We start from the raw sequence: 23644 nt of genomic DNA, 5'->3' as shown, positions 1-23644 counted from the left end.
AGTTATCTATATTTCTGTTTAAAAATATCACCAAGTGAATAATTCTTTTAGAGAAAGATTCGACTTTAACTCATTCCTAATTTTCAACAATGGAAAGATAAAAAAAGCCCGCTCAAAAGAGCGGGCAATGAGGTTGTCATATAGGCTCCGTTGCGAGCCTACTGATTGTTATTACGCTTCGTTCTCTGCTACTTTAGCATGCAGCTCTTGAACTGAAGTGACCGACGTTTTCGCGTCAGCAGTGTGAGCCATACATACCGCAAATGCAGCGTTCAAGGTTGTTGTGTAGTTCACTTTCTCAGCCAGCGCACCACGACGTAGTACTTTTGAATCCTCAATCGCTTGACGGCCAGCCGCCGTGTTGACGATGTAGGTGTACTCGTTGTTCTTGATACGGTCAAGAATGTGTGGACGGCCTTCATGTACCTTGTTCACTAGACGAGGGTTGATACCCGCTTCACCTAGGATGACTGCTGTACCGTGCGTTGCATCTAGTTGGTAACCAAGCTTAGTGAGCTTAGATGCCAAGTCTACAACGCGCTGCTTATCGCCTTCACGAACAGACAGTAGGGCACGACCACCTTCTGGGTAGACTGCGCCACAACCCAATTCCGCTTTCGCGTAAGCTTCTGCGAACGTGGCACCCACGCCCATTACCTCACCAGTAGAGCGCATTTCTGGGCCTAACAGTGGGTCAACACCCGGGAACTTGTTGAACGGTAGGACAACTTCTTTCACCGAGTAGTAAGGTGGAATGATTTCTTTGGTAAAGCCCTGGGACTCAAGCGATTGACCCGCCATCACACGTGCAGCGATTTTCGCTAATGGTGCACCCGTTGCTTTAGATACGAAAGGTACTGTACGAGCAGCACGCGGGTTTACTTCGATTAGGTAAACTTCGTTATCTTTGACAGCGAACTGAGTGTTCATCAGACCACGTACACCAAGTTCGAAAGCGAGTTTCTCAACTTGCTCACGCATCTTATCCTGGATTTCCTGACTTAGAGTGTAAGCCGGTAATGAACATGCTGAATCACCTGAGTGAACACCCGCTTGCTCGATGTGTTCCATGATACCGCCGATAACTACGCGCTCACCGTCACAGATCGCGTCGATATCGACTTCAGTTGCATCGTCAAGGAAGCGATCGAGAAGAACAGGTGACTCGTTCGATACGCTCACTGCTTCGTTAAAGTAGCGACGTAGGTCTTGCTCGTCGTAGACGATTTCCATTGCGCGACCACCCAGTACATAGGAAGGACGCACAACCAGTGGGAAGCCAATCTCTTTCGATTTTTCAACCGCTTGCTCAATGGTCGTTACTGTTGCGTTATCAGGCTGTAGAAGACCTAGACGCTCAACGGCAGCTTGGAAGCGCTCACGGTCTTCTGCACGGTCAATCGCATCAGGGCTGGTACCAATAATTGGCACACCTGCCGCTTCTAGAGCGCGAGCCAGTTTAAGTGGTGTCTGACCACCGTACTGAACGATCACGCCTTTTGGCTTCTCAACACGCACGATAGAAAGTACATCTTCAAGCGTTACAGGTTCGAAGTACAGACGGTCTGAAGTGTCGTAGTCAGTAGACACTGTCTCTGGGTTACAGTTAACCATGATAGTTTCGTAACCATCTTCACGCAGTGCCAGTGACGCGTGCACACAACAGTAGTCAAATTCGATACCTTGACCGATACGGTTTGGACCACCGCCGAGTACCATGATCTTGTCTTTATCTGTCGGCTGCGCTTCACACTCTTCATCGTAAGATGAGTACATGTAAGCGGTGTCAGAAGAGAACTCAGCCGCACAAGTATCAACACGTTTGTATACTGGGTGAATATCGTACTGGTCACGTAGGCGACGAATTTCGTTCTCAGATACACCAAGAATTGAAGAGAGACGAGCATCAGAGAAGCCTTTACGCTTCATCTTACGGAGCACATCTTCGCTCAAGCCAGCAAAACCGCCCGCTTTCACTTCATTTTCTAGGTTAACTAGCTCTTCAATTTGTACTAGGAACCAACGGTCGATTGCGGTTAGGTTGAATACACCTTCGACAGACATACCTGCGCGGAACGCGTCTGCGATGTACCAGATTCGCTCTGCACCCGCTTCTTTTAGTTCATGTCGAATGGTTGTGAGTGCGTCAGGCGCATCAAGATCAACCATTTCGTCAAAACCGTTGGCACCCACTTCAAGGCCGCGAAGTGCTTTCTGTAGAGATTCTTGTTGGTTACGACCAATCGCCATCACCTCGCCCACTGACTTCATCTGAGTCGTCAGACGGTCGTTAGCACCTGCAAATTTCTCGAAGTTAAAGCGAGGAATCTTAGTCACTACGTAGTCGATTGTTGGTTCGAATGACGCTGGAGTCGCACCACCTGTGATGTCGTTCTGTAGCTCATCAAGCGTAAAGCCAACTGCCAGTTTCGCTGCAATCTTAGCGATTGGGAAACCTGTTGCTTTAGACGCAAGCGCAGAAGAACGAGATACACGTGGGTTCATCTCGATGATAACCATACGGCCATCTTTCGGGTTGATACCAAACTGTACGTTTGAACCACCGGTCTCAACACCAATTTCACGCAGTACTGCTAGAGAGGCATTACGCATCAACTGGTACTCTTTGTCAGTCAGAGTCTGTGCTGGTGCGACAGTGATGGAGTCACCCGTGTGGATGCCCATTGGGTCGAAGTTCTCGATAGAACATACGATGATACAGTTGTCCGCTTTGTCGCGAACCACTTCCATCTCATACTCTTTCCAACCGATCAGTGACTCATCGATGAGAAGTTCGTTGGTTGGCGACAGGTCTAGGCCACGGCGACAAATCTCTTCGAACTCTTCTTTGTTATAAGCGATACCACCACCGGTACCACCCATAGTGAATGACGGACGGATGATACAAGGGAAGCCAACCATATCAAGAACGGCGTAGGCTTCTTCCATCGTTTTCGCAGTATCAGCGCGAGGACACTCAAGGCCGATTGACTTCATCGCTTTATCGAAGCGAGAACGGTCTTCTGCTTTGTCGATAGCATCAGCGGTTGCACCAATCATTTCTACGCCGAACTCTGCAAGTACGCCGTGTTTTTCAAGGTCTAGTGCACAGTTAAGCGCCGTCTGGCCACCCATAGTAGGGAGTACTGCATCCGGACGCTCTTTCTCGATGATCTTACGAACCACTTCCCATTGAATTGGCTCGATGTAAGTAGCATCCGCCATGTCTGGGTCAGTCATGATGGTCGCAGGGTTTGAGTTGACAAGAATAACTCGGTAACCCTCTTCACGCAGTGCTTTACATGCTTGTGCACCAGAGTAGTCAAACTCACATGCCTGACCGATAACAATCGGGCCTGCACCTAGAATTAGAATACTTTTTAAGTCAGTACGTTTTGGCATTCTCTACTACTCCGAATTAAGCGATGTTTTGCGTGTCTGAAATAGACTGTTTGATTAGTTCGATAAAGTGGTCAAATAGCGGTGCCGCGTCGTGTGGACCTGGGCTTGCTTCTGGGTGACCTTGGAAGCTAAATGCTGGCTTATCGGTACGATGGATACCTTGCAGAGAGCCATCAAATAGTGACACATGAGTTGCACGCAGGTTCTCAGGTAGAGTTGCTTCATCAGCAGCAAAACCGTGGTTCTGAGAGGTAATCATTACAACGTTGCGATCTAGGTCTTTCACTGGGTGGTTTGCGCCGTGGTGGCCGAACTTCATCTTCACTGTCTTAGCACCAGATGCCAGAGCGAGGATTTGGTGACCTAAACAGATACCGAAGATTGGCAGCCCTTTATCCAGGAACACTTTTGTTGCTTCAATGGCATAAGTACATGGCTCTGGGTCACCAGGGCCGTTTGATAGAAATACACCGTCTGGGTTTAATGCCAGTACTTCTTCTGCACTAGTCTGTGCAGGTACAACCGTTAAGCGGCAGCCGCGGTCAACCAGCATACGCAGAATGTTGCGTTTTGCGCCAAAGTCGTAGGCCACAACGTGATATGGCAACTCGCTGTCGTCTTGCGCTTCAGGAAGTCCACCCTCAAGCGTCCACGAACCTTGTTTCCATTGATACGCTTCTTTTGTCGTCACTTCTTTGGCCAGATCCATACCTTTTAGGCCTGGGAACTCTTTCGCTTTAGTCAGTGCTAGCGCTTCGTCTAAGTTGTTGCCTGCAACAATACAACCATTTTGAGCACCTTTCTCGCGCAAAATGCGCGTCAGTTTGCGCGTATCGATATCAGCGATGCCAACGATATTTTGCGATTTAAGGTAATCAGAGAGGGATTGTTCACTGCGGAAATTAGAAGCGATAAGAGGAAGATCGCGAATCACAAGGCCTTGTGCATGAATGGAAGAGGATTCTTCATCTTCGGTATTGGTACCGGTATTGCCTATGTGAGGATAAGTGAGAGTGACGATTTGCTGAGAATAGGAAGGATCAGTGAGGATTTCTTGGTACCCCGTCATCGAGGTATTAAAAACAACTTCACCAACGGACGAACCATCTGCTCCAATGGAAACACCGTGGAACACTGTCCCATCTTCTAGGACTAACAGTGCTGATTTACTCAAGACAACCTCCAGAATAAAAATGCAAAAATAATAAATTAAACTGCAAATCTGCCTTCCTTCACGCCATAAAAAAGCGTTATTAGGTTATTTAGACAAATTGGCGGTATTCTAATGATGCCTTTGACTTGTGTCAACACAGAGTGAAAAATTAATTTACTATTTATCGAGCTTAAGGGAAAAAACACATTTAAAGCGCTAAAAAAGCAACTTTACTTCACCCAAACCCTGCACAAAGTGTCAAATCATAAAATCCAGCCAAAATTAACAAAACCTGGATCACACTCTCTGACAACCCATTTGCGCAATCGTTGCACCAACCCACTTAATGCCAACTTTTAGCCAACTCAAATAAATTAACAGCCATAGCACAATAAAAAATAACTTATCTTTCATCAATAACCGCTATCAATACAGCGAAAAATATTGTGACTTTTACGATGGCTATAAAAAACGCCGGGCAAGCCCAGCGCATAATTATTTAAATATTCATTTTGCCACTACAAATCATTCAGACCGAGCACATCCGTCATTGTGTAGAAGCCTGCGCCTTGTGCGTTCAACCAGACCGCCGCTTTCACCGCACCGTTGGCAAACGTCATTCTATCCGTCGCTTTATGAGTGATCTCCACACGCTCTCCGATGTCGGCAAACATGGCAGTGTGTTCACCAATAATGTCACCAGCGCGAATGGTCGCAAAGCCGATTTCATCTTTACTACGCTCGCCAGTAATACCTTCACGAGCATAAACGGCGACGTCATTGAGTTTATTACCCATCGCACCGGCAATGGCTTCGCCCATACCGATGGCCGTCCCTGACGGCGCATCGACTTTAAATCTATGATGAGCCTCGACAATCTCGATATCGCAGTAATCGCCCATCACCTGAGCCGCTTTTTCCAGCAATTTGAAGACTAAGTTGACGCCCACCGAATAGTTTGGCGCCATAACAACTGGGATCTCTTGAGCGATGGCCTCTATGGTTTCCCGCTCTTGATCGGAAAAACCTGTGGTACCAATCACTATCGCTTTTCCATGCTGACGACATAACTCAAGATTAGTAAGCGTGCTTGCTGGTGCGGTAAAGTCAATAATGACGTCAAATTGCTCGATCTCTTTGGCAAGGTCATCGGTGACAACAACGTCAAATCTGCCTTCACCACACAATTCACCTAAATCAACGCCAACCAATGAAGATTCTGGGCGTTCAGAGCCTGCTGCCACTCGAGCGTGTTCATTATTATAAGTTGCTTTAACCAAGTTACGGCCCATTCGGCCTGCCGCACCCGCAACTGCAATTCTTACCATTGCCTCTTTCTCCGTTTCTGTCTCTGCACTATCGCAGCCATTCCAAGTTGTTCCTTTAAACTATCAACATTCACGAGGGGTTGCTAGACGTTAAGCAAACTCTTTTATTACTCGCTCAACAATCGGGACATTGGCTTCTGGAAATGGGTAATCGTTGAGCGTGCTTACCGCGACCCATTGGCCTTGCTGACCTTCCTTGCCATAGGGTTCTCCTTCAAACTGAGTCACAGTAATAAAATCAAACTTCAGCGCCTTATCCACATAGTCAAACTCTAAATGTTCAAAGGTCTGTTGCTCAGTCGTGACGATGCCAATCTCTTCTTCCAACTCGCGAATCATTGCCTGCTCGATAGTTTCTCCTTGCTCCACTTTACCGCCGGGAAATTCCCACAAGCCGCCTTTGTGCTTGTCATCCGGACGTTTGGTAATAAAAACTTGAGACTTATCTTGGTTAAAGATAATCCCCGCAACGATATGAATTCTTTTCATAAAAACTCCTTGGTTATCGATCTTAGTTCCTAGAACAACGTCCGCTCTGGATACTCGTAGCTAAGTTCTAGGAACTTCAGATAGCAAAAGAGCCGCCTAAGCGACTCTTAATTAGTTTCATAAGTTTGCATGAAGCTAAGCTGTAACGCTATGAATGCAAGGAGATGGCACGGAGCTTACGTCAGTAAGTGAGTACCATCAACGCAGCAGACATATGTTACCGCAACGATTCATCAAACCTTATGCGATTTTGCCGTGACACTGCTTGTACTTCTTACCACTGCCACAAGGACAAGGCTCATTTCGACCAACCTTACGCTCTTCACGTACCATAGGTTGCTGAGCTCCCTCAGATGCCTCTTCACCCTCAGCCAATGGATTTTCAGCACTCGCATGTTGAGCTTGAGCACGGCGCGCGGCTTCTTCGGCTTGCGCTCGACGCTGTGCTTCCATGCGTTCCACTTCTTCTTGCTGCTGAACTCGCACTTTAGACAAAATAGTAATCACATCGGACTTCAATGCTTCCAACAAACCTTCAAACAGTTCAAACGACTCGCGCTTGTACTCTTGTTTCGGGTTCTTCTGTGCGTAACCGCGTAGGTGGATACCTTGACGAAGGTGATCCATTGCAGCAAGGTGCTCTTTCCACAGGGTATCGAGTGTTTGCAGCATGACCGATTTCTCGAAATTACGTAGCACGTTAGGGCCGACAACTTCTTCTTTCTGTTTGTATACAGCTACAGCGGTGTCGATGATCTTCTCTCGAAGTGCTTCTTCGTAAAGTTTATCGTCCTCTTCAAGCCACTGTTTGACTGGCGCATCGATATCGAAGTCGTTTTTCAAGCGCTCTTGCAGCCCTTCAACATCCCACATATCTTCAAGCGATTGTGGCGGGATGTATTGGTCAATCACTGCGGTCAAAACATCTTGACGGTTGTGATCAATCATCTCACTAATGTCATCCACACTCATTAGCTCATCGCGAAGCTCGTAGACCACTTTACGTTGGTCATTGGCCACGTCATCGTACTCAAGTAGCTGTTTACGGATATCGAAGTTACGGCCTTCCACTTTACGCTGCGCTTTTTCAATGGAGCGAGAAAGCATTTTAGATTCAATCGCTTCACCTTCATCCATACCACTTTGGATAAGGCTCGCCATACGATCTGAAGTAAAGATACGCAGTAAGGAATCTTCCATCGATAAGTAAAAGCGTGAAGAGCCGGCATCACCTTGACGGCCAGAACGACCACGTAGCTGGTTGTCGATACGACGCGATTCATGACGCTCAGTACCGATAATGTGTAGACCGCCAGCTTCTAGCACTTGGTCATGCACCACTTTCCACTCAGCTTTGATCGCATCGATCTGCTCTTGAGTTGGGTTATCGAGCGCTTCAACTTGTGTCTGCCAGCTGCCACCCAATACGATATCGGTACCACGACCAGCCATGTTGGTCGCGATGGTTACCGCTCCAGGAGTACCGGCTTGAGCGACGATCTCTGCTTCACGTTCGTGGAACTTAGCGTTCAATACGTTGTGCTTAATTTTTGCTTTCTTCAGCGCGTTAGATAGCAGTTCCGATTTTTCGATCGACACAGTACCTACCAGCGTTGGTTGGCCTTTGGCAACACGCTCTTTGATATCTTCAATAATCGCGTTGAATTTTTCTGCTTCGGTACGGTACACCACATCTGGCATATCGTTACGGATCATCGGCTTGTTAGTTGGAATAACCACAGTCTCCAAACCATAGATCGACTGGAACTCAAACGCTTCAGTATCAGCAGTACCTGTCATACCTGATAGTTTTTGGTACAGACGGAAGTAGTTCTGGAAGGTGATCGAAGCTAGAGTCTGGTTCTCATTCTGAATCTTCACGCCTTCTTTGGCTTCCACCGCTTGGTGCAAACCTTCAGACCAACGGCGTCCAGGCATGGTACGGCCGGTATGTTCATCAACAATCACCACTTCGCCTTCATCGTTGACAATGTAATCAACGTTCTTCTCGAACAGGACATGAGCACGAAGGGCGGCATTAACATGGTGCAGCAAACTGATGTTGGTTGGCGAGTAGAGAGTATCACCCTCTTCCATTAGGCCATTTTTGATCATCAACTCTTCAACAAATTCCTGACCAGTTTCAGTCAAGTAAACTTGCTTAGACTTCTCGTCAACAGTGTAGTGGCCATCACCACGGTACTCTTCTGAGTCTTCTTTATCTTGCTGCTTGAGCTGAGGAATAAGGGTGTTGATTCGCGTGTAGAGATCCGAGCTGTCTTCGGCAGGGCCTGAAATGATAAGTGGAGTACGCGCTTCATCGATAAGAATCGAGTCCACCTCATCGACCACCGCGAAGAAGCGCTCACGCTGAACGCGATCCTCAGCGCGGAATGCCATGTTGTCACGCAGGTAATCGAAACCAAATTCGTTGTTGGTTCCGTACAAGATATCCGCTTGGTAAGCGGCTTTCTTTTCGTGTGGAGGCATGTTCGGCACGTTGATGCCCACAGTCATGCCCAAGAACTCAAACAATACACGGTTCGTTTCTGCATCGCGTTTAGCAAGGTAGTCGTTCACCGTCACAACGTGAACGGCGCCTTGCAGTGCATTGAGGTAAGCAGGCAAGGTAGCGGTCAGCGTTTTACCTTCACCGGTACGCATTTCTGCAATCTGACCAGCATTTAACACCATACCACCGATGAGCTGAACATCGAAGTGACGCATGCCGTACACACGCTTAGAGGCTTCACGTACTGTTGCGAAGGCTTCTGGTAGAAGTTTGTCTAGAGTTTCACCCTGTTCTAAACGCTGACGGAATTCGACCGTTTTTGCTTTTAGCTCTTCGTCGGAAAGCGCTTCAAACGTCGGTTCGTAATTATTGATCTCTTTTACAATTTTTCTCAGGCGGCGCAGTGTTCGGTCATTGCGACTGCCAATTACCTTTGTCAGTAGCTTAGTTATCATTTGCTATGAATCTCTCTTTATTCAGATCGGGCCCGATCTACTTTTAATGCCTTCAGTCTCTAACAGTTTTGAACTAAGAATACTGAGATAAATCACTTTATTCAGATATTGAGATGAGAACGCTAGATTTCAAGGCTTGCATTACTATAAGTGGCGCCTAGTTTATGAAATTTTTCACTCGACAACCAATAACATGACGATTTGTTTGAAGCACTCTTTATTTTTGACAGCTATATGCGGTAACTTTATTCAAGCTTTGCTCTATCTTCGCCGCAAACCATTGACTAAAATAGCAAGGTTAACGGACTAAAGGCCAATTATGAGAGATCACCGCCCCACGCTCGGCGATGAGATAATCGCCGATTCAAGATTGTCACAGCTCAAGCAACACGCACAAGAGATCTTAATGATCAACAAAGCGTTGCGCTCGATCCTGCCCAGGGGCACGGAACAACATTGCCGCGCGGCAAACCTTCGTGACAACCAACTGATCCTCGAAGTCGCCAGCGCTTCGATCAAAATGAAGATCGATTATGAGCGACTCAATATTCTCAATCAGCTGCGAGCACAAGGTTTCGCACGCCTGATTGCCGTTTCTGTCCAAATCAACCCAGAACTGTATCGAGCTGAGCAGCAGCGCCAACAAACCAACAAACCGCGCGATCCTATCTCTGCCACCGCGGCGCAATATCTAGAGATGATCGCCAGTGGTGCGTCTCCAAAAGTTAAAGCGCGTTTAGAAAGTTTGGCGAGATTGGCCAAACGCTAGGATCAAAAAAGCCAGACATCTGTCTGGCTTTTCAATAACTTACTCTAGGTTACGCAATAATCATACTCGGTTCAGCAAACGCGACTGGTGAGGTCTCTTCTTCTTCGAAGGTTACCCACTCCCACGCTTCTTGATCGGCAAGAACAGAACGTAGCAGCTGGTTATTCAAACCGTGACCAGATTTAAAGGCGCGGAACTCACCAATGATTGGATGGCCGCACATGTATAAGTCGCCAATCGCATCGAGCACTTTGTGAGTGACAAACTCATTGTCAAAACGAAGGCCTTCCTCGTTAAGGATGCGGTACTCATCAAGTACGATAGCGCAATCGAAGCTACCGCCTAGACACAAGTTCTGCGACTGTAAATACTCGATATCACGCATAAAACCGAAGGTACGTGCACGAGAGATCTCTTTGACAAAACCTTGAGACGAGAAGTCAAAACGCAAGTGCTGCTCATCCGATTCAATCGCCGGGTGGTTGAATTCGATTTCGAAATCCATACGGAAACCATCGAAAGGAACGAACTCGGCCCACTTATCTTCATCTTCAAAACGCACAGGCTTTTTAATGCGAATGAAACGTTTTGGTGCGTTTTGCTCTTCGATACCAGCTTGTTGCAATAGGAAAACAAATGGACTCGCGCTACCATCCATAATCGGAATTTCTGGCGCATCCACTTCAACCACGATGTTATCGATTCCCATCCCTGCTAATGCGGCATTTAAGTGCTCAACAGTAGAAATACGTACGCCTGCATCGTTGACCAGTGCGGTACACAACATAGTATCGCGAACAGACTCAGGATCCGCAGGAAAATCAACTGGCGGATTGACGTCGGTACGACGATAGATAATACCTGTGTTTGCAGCAGCTGGGCGAAGAGTAAGCGTGACTTTACGACCAGAGTGGAGACCCACACCAGTTGTTTTCACCATTTCTTTCAGAGTACGTTGTCTGATCATCTGCTTTGCCTCAGTAAAAGTGCTACATATCACGGTCAATAGGCGATATTGACCGTGCATGCTACCACAAAATTGAACAGTGTCAAATTGTAGCTATTAGTCAGCTTGACGACGCAAGAACGCAGGAATATCGAGATAACCGCTCTCTTTATCGGCTTTTGGTGCTGCACTTTGGCCGGCACCTGAGCTCGACGGTGTTGTCGTTGGCTGAGGAGTAACCTGAGGTTTCTCTTGCAAAGTTGATGCCGGTTTTTCTTCCACTTTATTGACGCTCTGCTGAGCAGCCGTTTGTGGTTGAGTTTGTGGCTGGGCAACTGGCGCAACTTTCGCTTTGCCACCCGCAACTAGCGTAATATCAGGTTTCTTCTCGTTACCAATTCCGGTAGCAACAACTGTTACACGGATTTCATCAGCCATATCTGGATCTAATGAGGTACCGATAACAACGGTCGCGTTGTCTGATGCAAAAGCTTTCACTGTGTTACCTACAGTTTCAAACTCGTCCAAACGCATGTCTAGACCTGCAGTGATGTTGACTAACACACCACGAGCACCAGCAAGATCAATATCTTCAAGAAGCGGGCTAGAAATCGCCATCTCTGCCGCTTCTTCAGCGCGATCTTCACCTTTAGCAACACCGCTACCCATCATGGCATGACCCATTTCCGACATCACAGTGCGTACATCCGCAAAGTCGACGTTAATCATGCCCGGACGAGTAATCAGTTCAGCAATACCTTGTACTGCATTCTTTAATACATCGTTCGCACTCGCAAAGGCTTCAAGTAGTGTAATACCACGGCCAAGTACTTTAAGTAGCTTCTCATTAGGAATCGTAATTAACGAGTCCACATGTTTTGAGAGCTCTTCAATACCCTGCTCAGCAAAAGCTAAACGCTTTTTACCTTCAAAGCTAAATGGTTTAGTTACTACAGCAACAGTCAAGATGTTCAGTTCTCTTGCTACTTCTGCAATCACTGGGGCTGCACCTGTACCAGTACCACCACCCATACCAGCTGCGATAAATACCATATCGGCACCACTCAGCTCTTCTTTAATGCGATCGCGATCTTCGAGAGCTGCGTCACGGCCAACTTGAGGGTTTGCACCTGCACCAAGTCCTTTAGTGATATCGCCACCAATCTGAATAACGCTATTCACGCTGGTTTTACGAAGTGCCTGCGCATCAGTATTAATACTAATGAACTCAACACCTTCGATGGATTCACGTACCATGTGTTCAACGGCGTTACCGCCACCGCCACCAACCCCAACGACTTTAATTACTGCATCGTCAGACATTTCCATCATCGGTTCAAACATGTGTTATCTCCGTTTTTCCTGCTGCTCAGGTTAAAACTCTTTTTGTATCCAATTACGCAAGCGACCAAATAAACTCGTTACAGAGCTACGAGCAGGCTCGTTATACTCAGTTTCATCATTTATTTTTGCATCTCTCGCATAATGAAGTAAACCAACTGCCGTAGAATGATACGGCTCTTTGACGTAATCTGTTAGACCGCTAACCTCAAGTGGCTTGCCGACTCTAACTTGGTTGCGGAATACTCGCTCCGCACACTCTACCAATCCTTCAATTTGTGCTGCTCCACCAGTAAGCACCACACCCGCGGCAAGATGGTGTTTAATCCCCTCTTCTCGCAGTTTTTCTTGTACGGTATCGATAGTTTGGTTAACCAGTCCCATGAGTTCAGTATAACGAGGCTCTATCACCTCCGACAGCGTTTGTCTTTGCAAACTGCGCGAAGGACGCCCACCAACACTCGGAACGTTAACCGTATCATCTTTACTGACTAACTCACTTAAGGCGCAGCCGTATTTCACTTTAATCTCTTCAGCATCACTCACCGGCGTGCCAAAAGCAAAAGCAATATCACTGGTCACCGCATTCCCCGCATAAGAGAACACTTCGGTATGACGCAGTGCGCCACCGGTCCAGATAGAAACGTCCATCGTACCAGCACCGATATCAACGACACAAACACCGAGTTCACGTTCGTCTTCAGTAATGACGGCGTTACTTGCCGCTAAACCGGAATAAACGAGGTGCTCTACTTTAAGCCCACAACGCTCCACCGCTTTGATGATATTTCTTGCCATATCATTGTGGCAAGAGATCAAGTGCACACTCACTTCCATGCGCACTCCTGATAAACCTAGCGGATTTTTAATCCCTTCCTGGTAATCAATTGTAAATTCTTGAGGGATAACATGTAGAATGCGCTGCTCATCACCAATCTTGATCGATTTGGCAGTATGAATCGCACGATCCATGTCTTCTTGAGAAACCTCTTCATCCGAAATGGTTCCCATCCCCTTTTCGATACGGCTAGCAATGTGCTTGCCCGAGAGCGAAATAAACACGTTGGTAATATCGCACTCAGCCATCAACTCGGCTTGATCAACCGCGCGCTGTACCGACTTTACAACGGATTCTAAATCATTCACGCCGCCCTTATCCATGCCTCGGGAAGGGCTACTGCCTGCACCAATGATGTTGATTTGACCATCAGGCAATACTTCACCTACGAGAGCCGATACGGTTGCAGTGCCTATATCAAGACCAACAATAATGCTGTCATCCGCGGTCTTAGTCATCTGTATTCTCTTGTTCTAACTCTTGTTCAGGGAACCAACCAATGGCGGCACCTGTATCATACCTGAGGTCGATGTAGCTCACTCGCTGAGTGTCACTACCCAAATTCTTATAGAGAGACACAAATCTTTCGATGCGCTCTTGCAACGACTCTTTACCTAACTCGAGACGAATACCATTATCGAGAATGATCTGCCAAGCTCGGCGGTCGTTTAATACCAAAGAGGTAATGGTTAAGTTCAACGTGGTAAACTTGGGACTAATGTCACGCCAAACGTTGAGTACCTCTTGATTGGTATCGGCAGGTCCATACAGTTTGACCCGCTCTTGATCCAGTTTGCCAATGTCACCATCAAAGATCTGACCTTGGTCGTTAAGTAGTGCGTTGCCATTCCAAATAGCTTGAGCTTGATGCTCAGTTAAAAACACTTTGACGGTGTCTGGCCACTGTTTACGAATCGATGCATGAGAAACCCACGGGATTGATTCCGCCACCTGCTGCAATGCGTCCACGTCTTGCGACATAAAAGTACCGACATGCCCCAATTGCGCGAACGCGCGTTGGACGTCGAGTGCGGACACATAATGTAACTCACCTTGCAGCACGATTTTAGAAAGAGGAAGACGTTGGTCATCCCACATCCAGGAGATGGTGGAATAGAGGAGAGAGCCTATTAACAATAAAACCACCAGCAAAAAGCCACCGCCAACGACGTGCTGTTTTACTCGTGGTGCAGAAGTAATACGACGGCTTTCATTAAAAGCACTTTTAATCAAAGTCCATAGTCCTTGCTGTTAGCTCGCTTATTTTCCCTATTCCGTCTCATAAAAACAGAGGCAAAAGCACTTACTTTAACCTTCGGATTATACTGGCGTCACTCAAAGTATCAAACACTGAAAGTGAGAAATCTGTACTTAAAGTGCAATAAGTGACGCAAGCTGCTAAAAATCCAAGTTTGAATTACGCCTTGGTCATCTTATCGATATTTAACTCAAAAGTGGCGAGCTGTTTAGCCACTTTACCGACATCGCCCGCGCCTTGAGTAAGCACCAAGTCACCATCTTGTAAAACATTGGCGAGTACAGCAGGTAAAGATTTGCTATCTGGGACAAAAATAGGGTCAAGCTTTCCACGACTGCGAATCGTGCGACACAAAGATCGACCGTCAGCACCAGCGATCGGCTTTTCTCCCGCCGCATACACATCAAGCATGATCAACACATCCACTTGTTCCAGTACGTTAGCGAAATCGTCATACAGATCGCGCGTTCGGCTATAACGATGAGGCTGGAAGATCATCACTAAACGCTTCTCTTGCCATCCGTTGCGCGCAGCTTGAATAGTGACATCGACCTCCGTTGGATGGTGGCCGTAATCATCCACGAGCATCGCTGTGCCGTTGCCAGTGTCAAACTCGCCTAGATGGTCAAAACGGCGCCCTGTGCCTTGGGTTCCTGCCATCGCACGCAAAATCGCATCGTCATCGATATCATCTTCAGTGGCCACTGCTATCGCCGCGGAAGCATTGAGCGCATTATGTCGACCTGGGATGTTTAACGTTATATCAAGATCCGCTTTGCCGTTACGGATCACGGTAAACTTGCCTTGTTGCCCCTCTTGGCGGTAATTATCGATTCGTACATCCGCGTCAGAGGAGAAACCGTAGGTGATCACTTGGCGACTGATATTGGGGATCAGTTCACGCACCACGGGATCATCGACACAAACAATCGCCTGACCGTAAAACGGCAAATTGTGTAGAAAGTCGATAAAGGTCTGCTTTAGCGTTTCAAAGTCGCCACCATAGGTGTCCATGTGATCCGCTTCGATGTTAGTGACTATGCTCACCATCGGCTGAAGGTGTAAGAATGAGGCATCACTTTCGTCCGCTTCCGCGATCAAAATTCGGCTCGAACCCAAACGTGCATTGGTTCCCGCGCTCTTAACCAGACCACCGTTGACAAAGGTAGGATCGAGACCCGCTTCAGAGTAAATCTGCGTCACCAACGCCGTGGTAGTAGTTTTACCATGAGTCCCCGCTACTGCAATACCATGACGAAAACGCATCAGCTCAGCCAACATTTCGGCTCGACGTACCACCGGAGTGCGAGCAGCCCGGGCAGCGATAACCTCTGGGTTCTCTTCGTTGATTGCGGTTGAGACCACTACAACGCTCGCTTGAGCGACGTTTTCTCGAGCATGGCCGATGTACACTTTGGCGCCTTTCTCTTTCAAACGCTGTGTGACTGGGTTTTCGGCAATGTCCGAACCCGAGATCTGGTAACCTTCGTTAAGCAGTACTTCGGCAATACCACTCATACCTGCACCACCAATTCCAATAAAGTGGATACATTTTACCCGACGCATTTCAGGTACTATGGCTCGAATCTGAGCTAAATCTTGTCTGTGTTGAACTGTCATAAATCTTCTCGTTACTGGGTCAGAGTAATAATCGCCTGAGCCACGACTTTGTCTGCGTCTAGTTTCGCCGCCGAGCGTGCTTTTTCTGCCATGCTGAGTAGAGTTGCGCGGTCTAGAGCTTGAATTTCATCTCTAAGCGCTTCTACCGTTAAATCCGCCTGCTCAATCATCTTGGCAGCGCCGCAAGCAACAAGATGATCAGCATTCAGCGCTTGCTGCCTATCTTTGTGCATGAACGGAATAAAGATCGCGCCTATACCTGCCGCTGAGACCTCAGAGACGGTAAGAGCGCCCGAACGGCAGACCAACAGATCCGCCCACTGATAGGCGTCTGCGACGTCATCAATAAACTCGACGGTTTCTGCGTTGCTAACTTGATACTGCCTATAGGCATCGGCCACCTGTTGCTGGTTGTTTTTCCCCGCTTGATGGCGAATTTGGTAGCCTTGGCCTAATTGAGCCATAACTTGAGGCAAGGTACGATTTAAAATCTGTGCCCCTTGGCTACCGCCCATGACCAAAATCCGAATATCTCCGCTACGCTGCGCCATCCGAGTGGCAGGCGGTTCAATCGCGACCACGTCTTCACGCACCGGGTTACCAACCACAGCTGCGGTTGGAAAAGCGCCAGGGAAGGCCTGAAAAACCTTACGTGCGATTTTTGATAACCACTGATTGGTTAATCCAGCGACCGCATTTTGCTCATGCAGCACAACTGGAATTCCTAGCGACCAAGCAGCGATTCCACCAGGGCCACTGACATAACCGCCCATGCCAAGTACGGCATCGGGCTGCCAACGTTTCATGTGAGCTCTTGCTTGATAAATTGCATTGATAATCTGCCATGGTGCTTTAATCAGTCGACCAATGCCTTGACCTCGTAGACCTTTTACCTTGATAAAGTCGATATCTATACCATGCTTGGGGACTAAATCCGCTTCCATTCGGTCGGCGGTGCCAAGCCAACGGATTTCCCACCCGTGTGATTGCAGTTGTTTGGCAACCGCAAGACCAGGGAATACATGACCGCCCGTCCCTCCGGCCATTACCATCAATCGTTTATTCTGTTTCATCTGTCTGTTTCTTCTCTGCCGCATTCGCGAGGCGGCATTCATGGTCGATGCGGAGCAATATAGATACCGCTACCGACATCACTATCAAACTTGAACCACCGTAGCTAATCAGGGGCAGTGTCAACCCTTTGGTCGGCACCATACCCGCCGCCGCGCCAACGTTCACTAACGACTGGAACGCAAACCAAATGCCGATACCAAATGCCAAGTAACCACCGAAAAGCTGTCCACCTTCAAACGCTTTGCGGCCAATAAAAATCGCTTTGAGTACCAGACTGAATATCAACATCAATACCAGTATGACCCCAACATAGCCGAGCTCTTCTGCCAGCACCGCAAACACAAAGTCGGTGTGCGCCTCTGGTAAGTATTCAAGTTTTTGAATCGAGTTGCCTAACCCTTGACCAAACCACTCGCCGCGACCAAATGCCATTAACGACTGAGTTAATTGATAACCGCTACCAAAAGGGTCTTCCCATGGGTCCATGAATGAAGTGACCCGCCGCATCCGGTATGGTTCGATGTAGATGAGGGTCGCCACTGCCATCAGCCCCACCACCATCAAGGCTAAAAACTGGGTTAATTTGGCGCCGGCAATAAACAGCATGCCGAACAAGGTCACCAACATCACGATAACCGTTCCAAGATCGGGCTGAAGCAGGAGTAAGCTTGCTAACGTCGCAAAGACAATGATCGGCTTAATAAAGCCACCGAAGAAGCTTGAGCGGACTTCTTCACTTTTCCGTACCAAGTAACCGGACATAAAGATGAACAGCGATAACTTGGCGACCTCGGCAGGCTGCAAATTAAACAGGCCCAAAGGTATCCAACGCGACGCCCCGTTGACGGATTTACCTGCGACTAACACCACAATCAACAGCAAGATCGACAGCAACAGCAACCAAGTACTGAACTGTAACCAGCGTTTGAGTGGAATTTGTAAGATCGCCACCGACACAGACATCGCCAGCACCAAAAAGATGGCATGACGAAACATAAAGTGGAAAGGTTGATCGGTTAAGCGGGAACTAATCGGAAACGACGCTGAAGTCACCATGACCAGTCCGGTAAGCATCAAGCCGAGCGAGATCCACACCAGTTGACGGTCATACAGAACCTCTGGTGACGCTGCGGTCACCCAGCGCTTGATACTGGCGAAAACGTTTCGAATCTGCATAGTTCCTTATGTCTTTCAGGCGTAAGCTTGGGCAAGCTCGGTAAAGGCATCACCGCGTGCCATAAAGTGATCAAATTGATCGAAACTCGCGCACGCAGGCGACAACAACACCATATCACCCGAATGCACTTGTGGAGCCAGCCACTGGATGATTTCGTGCATTGTGTCAAAGCGTTTCGCACTGGGATGCAGCGACATGAACTGATCCCCATCCTGACCAAAACAGCACAGCTGAACATCAAGAGGGGCGAGCACAGGACCTAATTGACTGAAATCAGCCCCTTTGCCCACTCCGCCAACTAGCAAATAGAGCTTACCGGCAAGCTCCAGCCCAGCGAGCGCTGCCATGGTACTGGCTACATTGGTCGCCTTTGAGTCGTTAACCCACTTAACGCCTTGATTATGCGCAACAACTTGACATCGATGTGTCAGTCCGTTGTAAGATTTTAATGCCGATAATCCCTTCTCGATATCAACACCCGCCTCACTCAGCAGTGCCAACACCACTAAAGCATTGGCGACATTATGTCGTCCCACCAGAGACAGCGCTTGCGTTGCGCAAATCGGCTGTTGCCCTTTGCACAAATATTCCACTCCGGAGTGGACGGCCAGATGGTATTGCGTTGGCTCGGTTAAGCTAAACTCAACCAGGTTTTTATCACCACTGGGGTAGGTCTGCTTGTCGTCTGCATTCACGATGCATGACTTTGCATGATCGAAAATGCGCAGCTTGGCTTGACGATAATCCTCCATCCCTTGGTAGCGATCCATGTGATCTTCAGAAAGATTCAAAAACGCCGCCGCCACGGGTGCCAAGGTTGAGGTTGTCTCCAGTTGAAAGCTCGACAGCTCTAACACATAGAGATCGGCCTCTTGCATCAATAAATCGAGCGCAGGAACGCCAATATTTCCGCCTACGGCCACCTTGATACCCGCCGCTTTCGCTACCTGACCCGTCCAATCGGTAACTGTGCTTTTTCCATTTGAGCCGGTAATGGCGATCACTGGTTTGTCGACCAGCCAGGCAAAAAGCTCGATATCACCCACGACTGGGATACCAGCCTGTAATACCTGCTGAATTTGCTCTGTTGCTAACGCAATACCTGGGTTGGTCACAACCAGGTCTGCCTCAAGCAACCAATCTATTCGCCAGCTACCACTGTGCAGTTCAACCCCATCCGGTAATTGATCGCGTCCAGGCGGCTCAGCGCGAGTGTCGATAACTTTAATCTGAATAGGATGAGGCAATTGAGCGATGTGCTTAACGACAGAGAGCCCGGTCATACCGAGCCCTACAACTACCACTTTATCTATTCCTTGCCAGCGTGCAGTGGCCATATAGACAAGTTCCTTAACGTACTTTTAGTGTTGCGAGACCGACAAGAACCAGCACAATCGAAATAATCCAAAAACGGACAATAACGCGTGGCTCAGGCCAACCTTTCAGTTCGTAGTGATGATGAATAGGTGCCATACGGAAAATACGTTGACCACGTAATTTGTACGAGCCGACTTGGAGGATAACCGACAGAGTTTCCATCACAAAGACACCGCCCATGATCACCAGAACAAACTCCTGACGGACCAAAACGGCAATGGTGCCCAGCGCCCCACCTAAAGCGAGAGAGCCTACATCACCCATAAACACTTGCGCTGGGTAGGTGTTGAACCATAAGAAGCCTAGTCCGGCACCGACAATAGCCGTACACACGACTACCAGTTCAGAGGCTTGAGGGATGTAAGGGATATGCAGATAATTCGCGAAGTTGACGTTACCTGTTGCCCAAGCAATGGCTGCAAAGCCTGCCGAAACCAAAACAGTCGGCATAATCGCTAGCCCATCCAGACCATCGGTGAGGTTAACGGCGTTGCTGGTACCGACAATCACAAAGTAGGTCAATACTATGTACAACAAGCCGAGCTGTGGCATGATCTCTTTAAAGAATGGCACTACCAGCTGAGTAGCAGCGGTATCTTTGCCATGCGCATACAGCGCAAATGCGACCACCAACGCAATCGCCGACTGCCAAAAGTATTTCCAGCGAGCGATCAGGCCATCGGTATTTTTGCGTACCACTTTGCGATAATCATCAACAAAGCCCACCGCCCCATAGCCAGTCAATACCGCCAGCACTGCCCACACATAAGGGTTGGTCAAGTCGGTCCAAAGCAACACAGTGGTGATGATCGCGGTTAAGATCATTATCCCGCCCATGGTCGGAGTACCACGTTTGCTAAAGTGAGACTCTGGGCCTTCGTTACGCACCACTTGGCCTATTTGCAGCAACTGCAGACGGCGAATCATGATTGGCCCCATCCACAGCGAGATGCCGAGCGCGGTCAACACGCTAACAATGGCACGGAACGACAAGTATTCGAACAAGCGGAAGAATGAAAAATATGGCTGTAGCAGCTCTGCGAGCCAAATAATCATGGATACATCTCCTTGACAGCAGTCGCAACTTGGCTCATTCCCGCACTGTTCGCCCCTTTGACGAGCAGCGTCTGTGGTTGATCAGTATGCTGAGTGATCTGCTGTTTAATATAATCAATCATGCTTTGGTGACTTTCAAAATGAAGCCCCCCACACTCTTGGCTGATCGCTTTCGCATCAGCGCCATAGGTCAGCACGTATTCAAATCTGAGTGGGGCAGCATGTTCTCCGACTTGACGGTGAAGTGCAAGACTTTCATCGCCTAACTCAGCCATATTACCCAAAATTAACCAACGAACACCGTCAAAGCTGGCCAACAGATCAGCAGCTGCTTTCATAGCAGGTACACTGGCATTATAGCTATCATCAATCAGCTTAATCTGGTCGTTAAGTTCAATCATCTCTACCCGACCTTTGACTTTACTCAATAGCGCTAAGCCCGTTTGCACCATAGTCAACGTTGCCCCCATTTCGAGTGACAAGGCAGTAGCCGCGAGCGCATTCGCCACATTATGCTGGCCGATGATACCGAGCTTAATCGGTAGCTCAGTATCCGGGGTCACTAAGGTAAACTGCGCTTCACCCAACTCATTTAAACTGACCTGCTTGGCAAAGTAGTCGGCGCTGTCGTCGATGACTGAAAAGGTTTTAACCTGCTTGTCAGCCAATACTTCTGTCCAGTAGTCACCGCCATTGCTGTCTAAGTTGACGATCGCCACCGCACCAGGTTGTAGCCCTTGATATATTTCACCTTTGGCTTGTTTTACCCCATCGATGGAGCCAAAACCTTCAAGGTGTGCCGCGGCCACATTATTAACTAAGGCCACATCGGGCTTAACCAAACTGGTCGTGTAAGCAATTTCACCAATATGGTTTGCGCCCATTTCAATCACGGCGTAGTCGTCTTCTGGCGTCGAGCGCAAAAGTGTTAAAGGGACGCCAATGTCATTGTTGAAGTTCCCCGCGGTAAACAGTACTCGGCCTTGTTGCGTCAATATGCTCGCGACCATCTCTTTGACGGTCGTTTTTCCTGCACTGCCGGTAATCCCGACCGTTGGGGTTTGACAGGTTTGGTGCACCAATGAACCTAGCTGACCTAGCGCAATCTTAGTGTCTGGGACCAATAGCTGAGGAACGTTCGCTTCAACGACTCGGCTGACCAACAACGCAGCTGCGCCACTTCCCACCGCTTGCGCTGTAAAATTATGGGCATCAAAGCGCTCTCCGACTAAAGCAACAAACAGGGCACCAGGCTCGACCGTACGGGTATCGGTAGAGACAGACTCAACCGCTCTATCTTCGCCAATCAATTCAGCGTCAAGCGCATCGGCGATTTGACTTAGCATTAATGAAATCATGACGCTTGCTCCAACAGTTGCATTGCGGACTCTCGGTCAGAGTAATAAATGGTTTGATCGCCAATGACTTGATAGTCTTCATGGCCTTTGCCAGCGAGCAAAATGATGTCTTGCTCTGAGCTATGATGAAGCGCATGCTCAAGAGCGGCCAATCGATGGTGTTCAACGATCGCGCTTTGTGGAGAGTGCATACCCGCTAACATATCGTCCACGATGGCCTTTGGCGATTCACTGCGTGGATTATCATCAGTTAGGATTTGATGATCGGCCAGTTTCTCAGCAATCCTGGCCATTATCGGCCGCTTGCCCTTATCTCTATCACCGCCACAGCCAAATATCGCCCATAGCTTGCCCTGACAGTGAACGCGCAGCGCCATTAAAGCCTTCTCGAGCGCATCCGGTGTGTGTGCATAATCGACCACGACCTTAGCTTTGCCGGGTGCGGAGAACAGCTCCATTCGTCCTAACACTGGCTTCAACTCACTAGCTGTCTCCAATAAACGCTGTTTATTAACCCCTAGCACAAGCAGCGTGGTCATCGCCAACAATAGATTACTAGCGTTAAACTCACCAATCAGCGGTGCGGTCATCTCGCCTTGACCGAAAAGGCCATCAAACTCCAATGAGATACCAGACTCAGAGTAGCGAACACTCTTTGCCCACACCGCACGTGGATGTTGGCTTGGTTGCAACGATACTGCTACCGCATTATCCAAACGTTCCAGCCAGTTCGCACCAACCGGATCGTCACTATTGATCACGGCATGCTGGCAATGGTGATCGCCAAACAGCATAAACTTAGCTTCCGCGTATTGTTCCATGGTGCCGTGATAATCGAGGTGATCACGACTTAGGTTAGAAAATACACCGATGGAGAAAGGCAGCGCCTTAACACGCCCTTGAACTAGCCCGTGTGATGAAACCTCAAGTGCCGTGTATTCAGCGCCTTGCTGCTGCAAGCCATAGAGAGTGTGTTGAACTTCGATGGCATTACCAGTGGTATTGGCCGCTGGTTGTAAGTCAGATAAGAAACCATTGCCTGTGGTTCCCATCACCGCCGCTTTGTGACCAATCAGTTCAAGCCACTGCGCAATCAACTGCGAGATGGTGGTCTTGCCATTAGTGCCGGTGACACCAATCAAACGATTCTTCTGTAATGGATACAAGCGACCCGCTAACTCAGACAGATGCGCCGATAACTGTTCCACGTAGATCACCGCAACTTGCGCGTGGTACTCAACACTCGCATGTGCATGCTCAACGCAGGCCTCTGCGATCACGGCGTTGGCGCCATTTTCAACCGCAGAAGCAATGAAACGGCGACCATCAAGTGCATGGCCTCTTATCGCGACAAAGGTCTTGCCATGGGTTATTTTGCGACTGTCGAGCTCAAGTTCGCTTACGCCAATTTGGCCAACGTCATTTGCACTTAGGTCCAGCCATGGAGAGAGCAAGGTCGATAACGTCATTTCCTTGGGCATGGTTTACTCA

17 protein-coding genes are annotated in these 23644 nt (G+C 48.4%); 1 reads left to right on the top strand and 16 read right to left on the bottom strand.

From position 1 onward, the window contains the following. Positions 1-171: 171 nt before the first annotated feature. The 5 genes from carB to secA all read right to left on the bottom strand — a co-directional run bounded on the left by carB (position 172) and on the right by secA (position 9339). Complete coding sequence (gene carB, locus MTO69_RS02765) at positions 172-3402, bottom strand: carbamoyl-phosphate synthase large subunit (protein ID WP_248330923.1); 3231 nt, start codon at positions 3400-3402, stop codon at positions 172-174. A 16-nt stretch (positions 3403-3418) separates the two neighbouring features. Next, positions 3419-4576 carry a glutamine-hydrolyzing carbamoyl-phosphate synthase small subunit gene (gene carA / locus MTO69_RS02760; RefSeq protein ID WP_248330921.1) on the bottom strand — a complete coding sequence of 386 codons (1158 nt, stop codon included), beginning with the start codon at positions 4574-4576 and terminating at the stop codon, positions 3419-3421. A 497-nt stretch (positions 4577-5073) separates the two neighbouring features. Further along, on the bottom strand, positions 5074-5883 hold the full coding sequence (gene dapB, locus MTO69_RS02755) for a 4-hydroxy-tetrahydrodipicolinate reductase (RefSeq protein ID WP_248330919.1): 810 nt from the start codon (positions 5881-5883) through the stop codon (positions 5074-5076). Positions 5884-5973: 90 nt separating this feature from the next. Next, the gene (mutT, locus tag MTO69_RS02750) at positions 5974-6372 is read right to left on the bottom strand and encodes an 8-oxo-dGTP diphosphatase MutT (protein ID WP_248330917.1); all 399 of its coding nucleotides are present in this window, start codon (positions 6370-6372) and stop codon (positions 5974-5976) included. Between the two features lie 240 nt (positions 6373-6612). Then, positions 6613-9339, bottom strand: a complete 2727-nt coding sequence (gene secA / locus MTO69_RS02745) for a preprotein translocase subunit SecA (RefSeq protein ID WP_248330915.1) — start codon at positions 9337-9339, stop codon at positions 6613-6615. Between the two features lie 319 nt (positions 9340-9658). On the opposite strand from secA, the gene MTO69_RS02740 reads away from it, so the two are divergent. Beyond that, positions 9659-10108, top strand: coding sequence for a DUF721 domain-containing protein (locus tag MTO69_RS02740; protein WP_248330913.1), 450 nt, complete (start codon positions 9659-9661; stop codon positions 10106-10108). 49 nt (positions 10109-10157) lie between these two features. On the opposite strand, the gene lpxC is transcribed toward MTO69_RS02740, so the two are convergent. The 11 genes from lpxC to murE form a co-directional block, all read right to left on the bottom strand. Continuing rightward, positions 10158-11075, bottom strand: coding sequence for a UDP-3-O-acyl-N-acetylglucosamine deacetylase (lpxC, locus tag MTO69_RS02735; protein WP_248330911.1), 918 nt, complete (start codon positions 11073-11075; stop codon positions 10158-10160). Between the two features lie 96 nt (positions 11076-11171). Beyond that, the gene (ftsZ, locus tag MTO69_RS02730) at positions 11172-12398 is read right to left on the bottom strand and encodes a cell division protein FtsZ (protein ID WP_248330909.1); all 1227 of its coding nucleotides are present in this window, start codon (positions 12396-12398) and stop codon (positions 11172-11174) included. 30 nt (positions 12399-12428) lie between these two features. After that, positions 12429-13691, bottom strand: a complete 1263-nt coding sequence (ftsA, locus tag MTO69_RS02725; RefSeq protein ID WP_248330907.1) for a cell division protein FtsA — start codon at positions 13689-13691, stop codon at positions 12429-12431. After that, entirely contained in the window at positions 13684-14466 is a 783-nt protein-coding gene (locus MTO69_RS02720) for a cell division protein FtsQ/DivIB (RefSeq protein WP_248330905.1), read from the bottom strand. Before MTO69_RS02720 ends, ftsA begins: the two co-directional genes overlap by 8 nt. A gap of 184 nt (positions 14467-14650) precedes the next feature. Then, positions 14651-16111: a UDP-N-acetylmuramate--L-alanine ligase gene (murC, locus tag MTO69_RS02715; protein ID WP_248330903.1), complete on the bottom strand. Its 1461-nt coding sequence runs from the start codon at positions 16109-16111 to the stop codon at positions 14651-14653. A gap of 11 nt (positions 16112-16122) precedes the next feature. Then, positions 16123-17184, bottom strand: a complete 1062-nt coding sequence (gene murG / locus MTO69_RS02710; RefSeq protein WP_248330901.1) for an undecaprenyldiphospho-muramoylpentapeptide beta-N-acetylglucosaminyltransferase — start codon at positions 17182-17184, stop codon at positions 16123-16125. Next, on the bottom strand, positions 17171-18361 hold the full coding sequence (gene ftsW, locus MTO69_RS02705; protein ID WP_248330899.1) for a cell division protein FtsW: 1191 nt from the start codon (positions 18359-18361) through the stop codon (positions 17171-17173). The genes murG and ftsW overlap by 14 nt, the downstream gene beginning before the upstream one ends. A 15-nt stretch (positions 18362-18376) precedes the next feature. Further along, positions 18377-19699: a UDP-N-acetylmuramoyl-L-alanine--D-glutamate ligase gene (gene murD, locus MTO69_RS02700; protein WP_248330897.1), complete on the bottom strand. Its 1323-nt coding sequence runs from the start codon at positions 19697-19699 to the stop codon at positions 18377-18379. A 13-nt stretch (positions 19700-19712) separates the two neighbouring features. Beyond that, positions 19713-20795 (bottom strand): phospho-N-acetylmuramoyl-pentapeptide-transferase, encoded by a 1083-nt coding sequence (mraY, locus tag MTO69_RS02695; protein WP_248330895.1) that lies wholly within the window; start codon positions 20793-20795, stop codon positions 19713-19715. Then, positions 20792-22153, bottom strand: coding sequence for a UDP-N-acetylmuramoyl-tripeptide--D-alanyl-D-alanine ligase (locus tag MTO69_RS02690; protein WP_248330893.1), 1362 nt, complete (start codon positions 22151-22153; stop codon positions 20792-20794). The genes mraY and MTO69_RS02690 overlap by 4 nt, the downstream gene beginning before the upstream one ends. After that, a complete protein-coding gene (murE, locus tag MTO69_RS02685) occupies positions 22150-23634 on the bottom strand; it encodes a UDP-N-acetylmuramoyl-L-alanyl-D-glutamate--2,6-diaminopimelate ligase (protein ID WP_248330892.1) in 1485 nt (494 codons plus the stop codon). The genes MTO69_RS02690 and murE overlap by 4 nt, the downstream gene beginning before the upstream one ends. Positions 23635-23644: the final 10 nt, after the last annotated feature.

Source organism: Vibrio sinaloensis, assembly GCF_023195835.1.
GTDB lineage: Bacteria > Pseudomonadota > Gammaproteobacteria > Enterobacterales > Vibrionaceae > Vibrio > Vibrio sinaloensis_C.
Note: the sequence above shows the minus strand (reverse complement) of the source record. Positions and strands in the feature narration are given on the sequence as shown.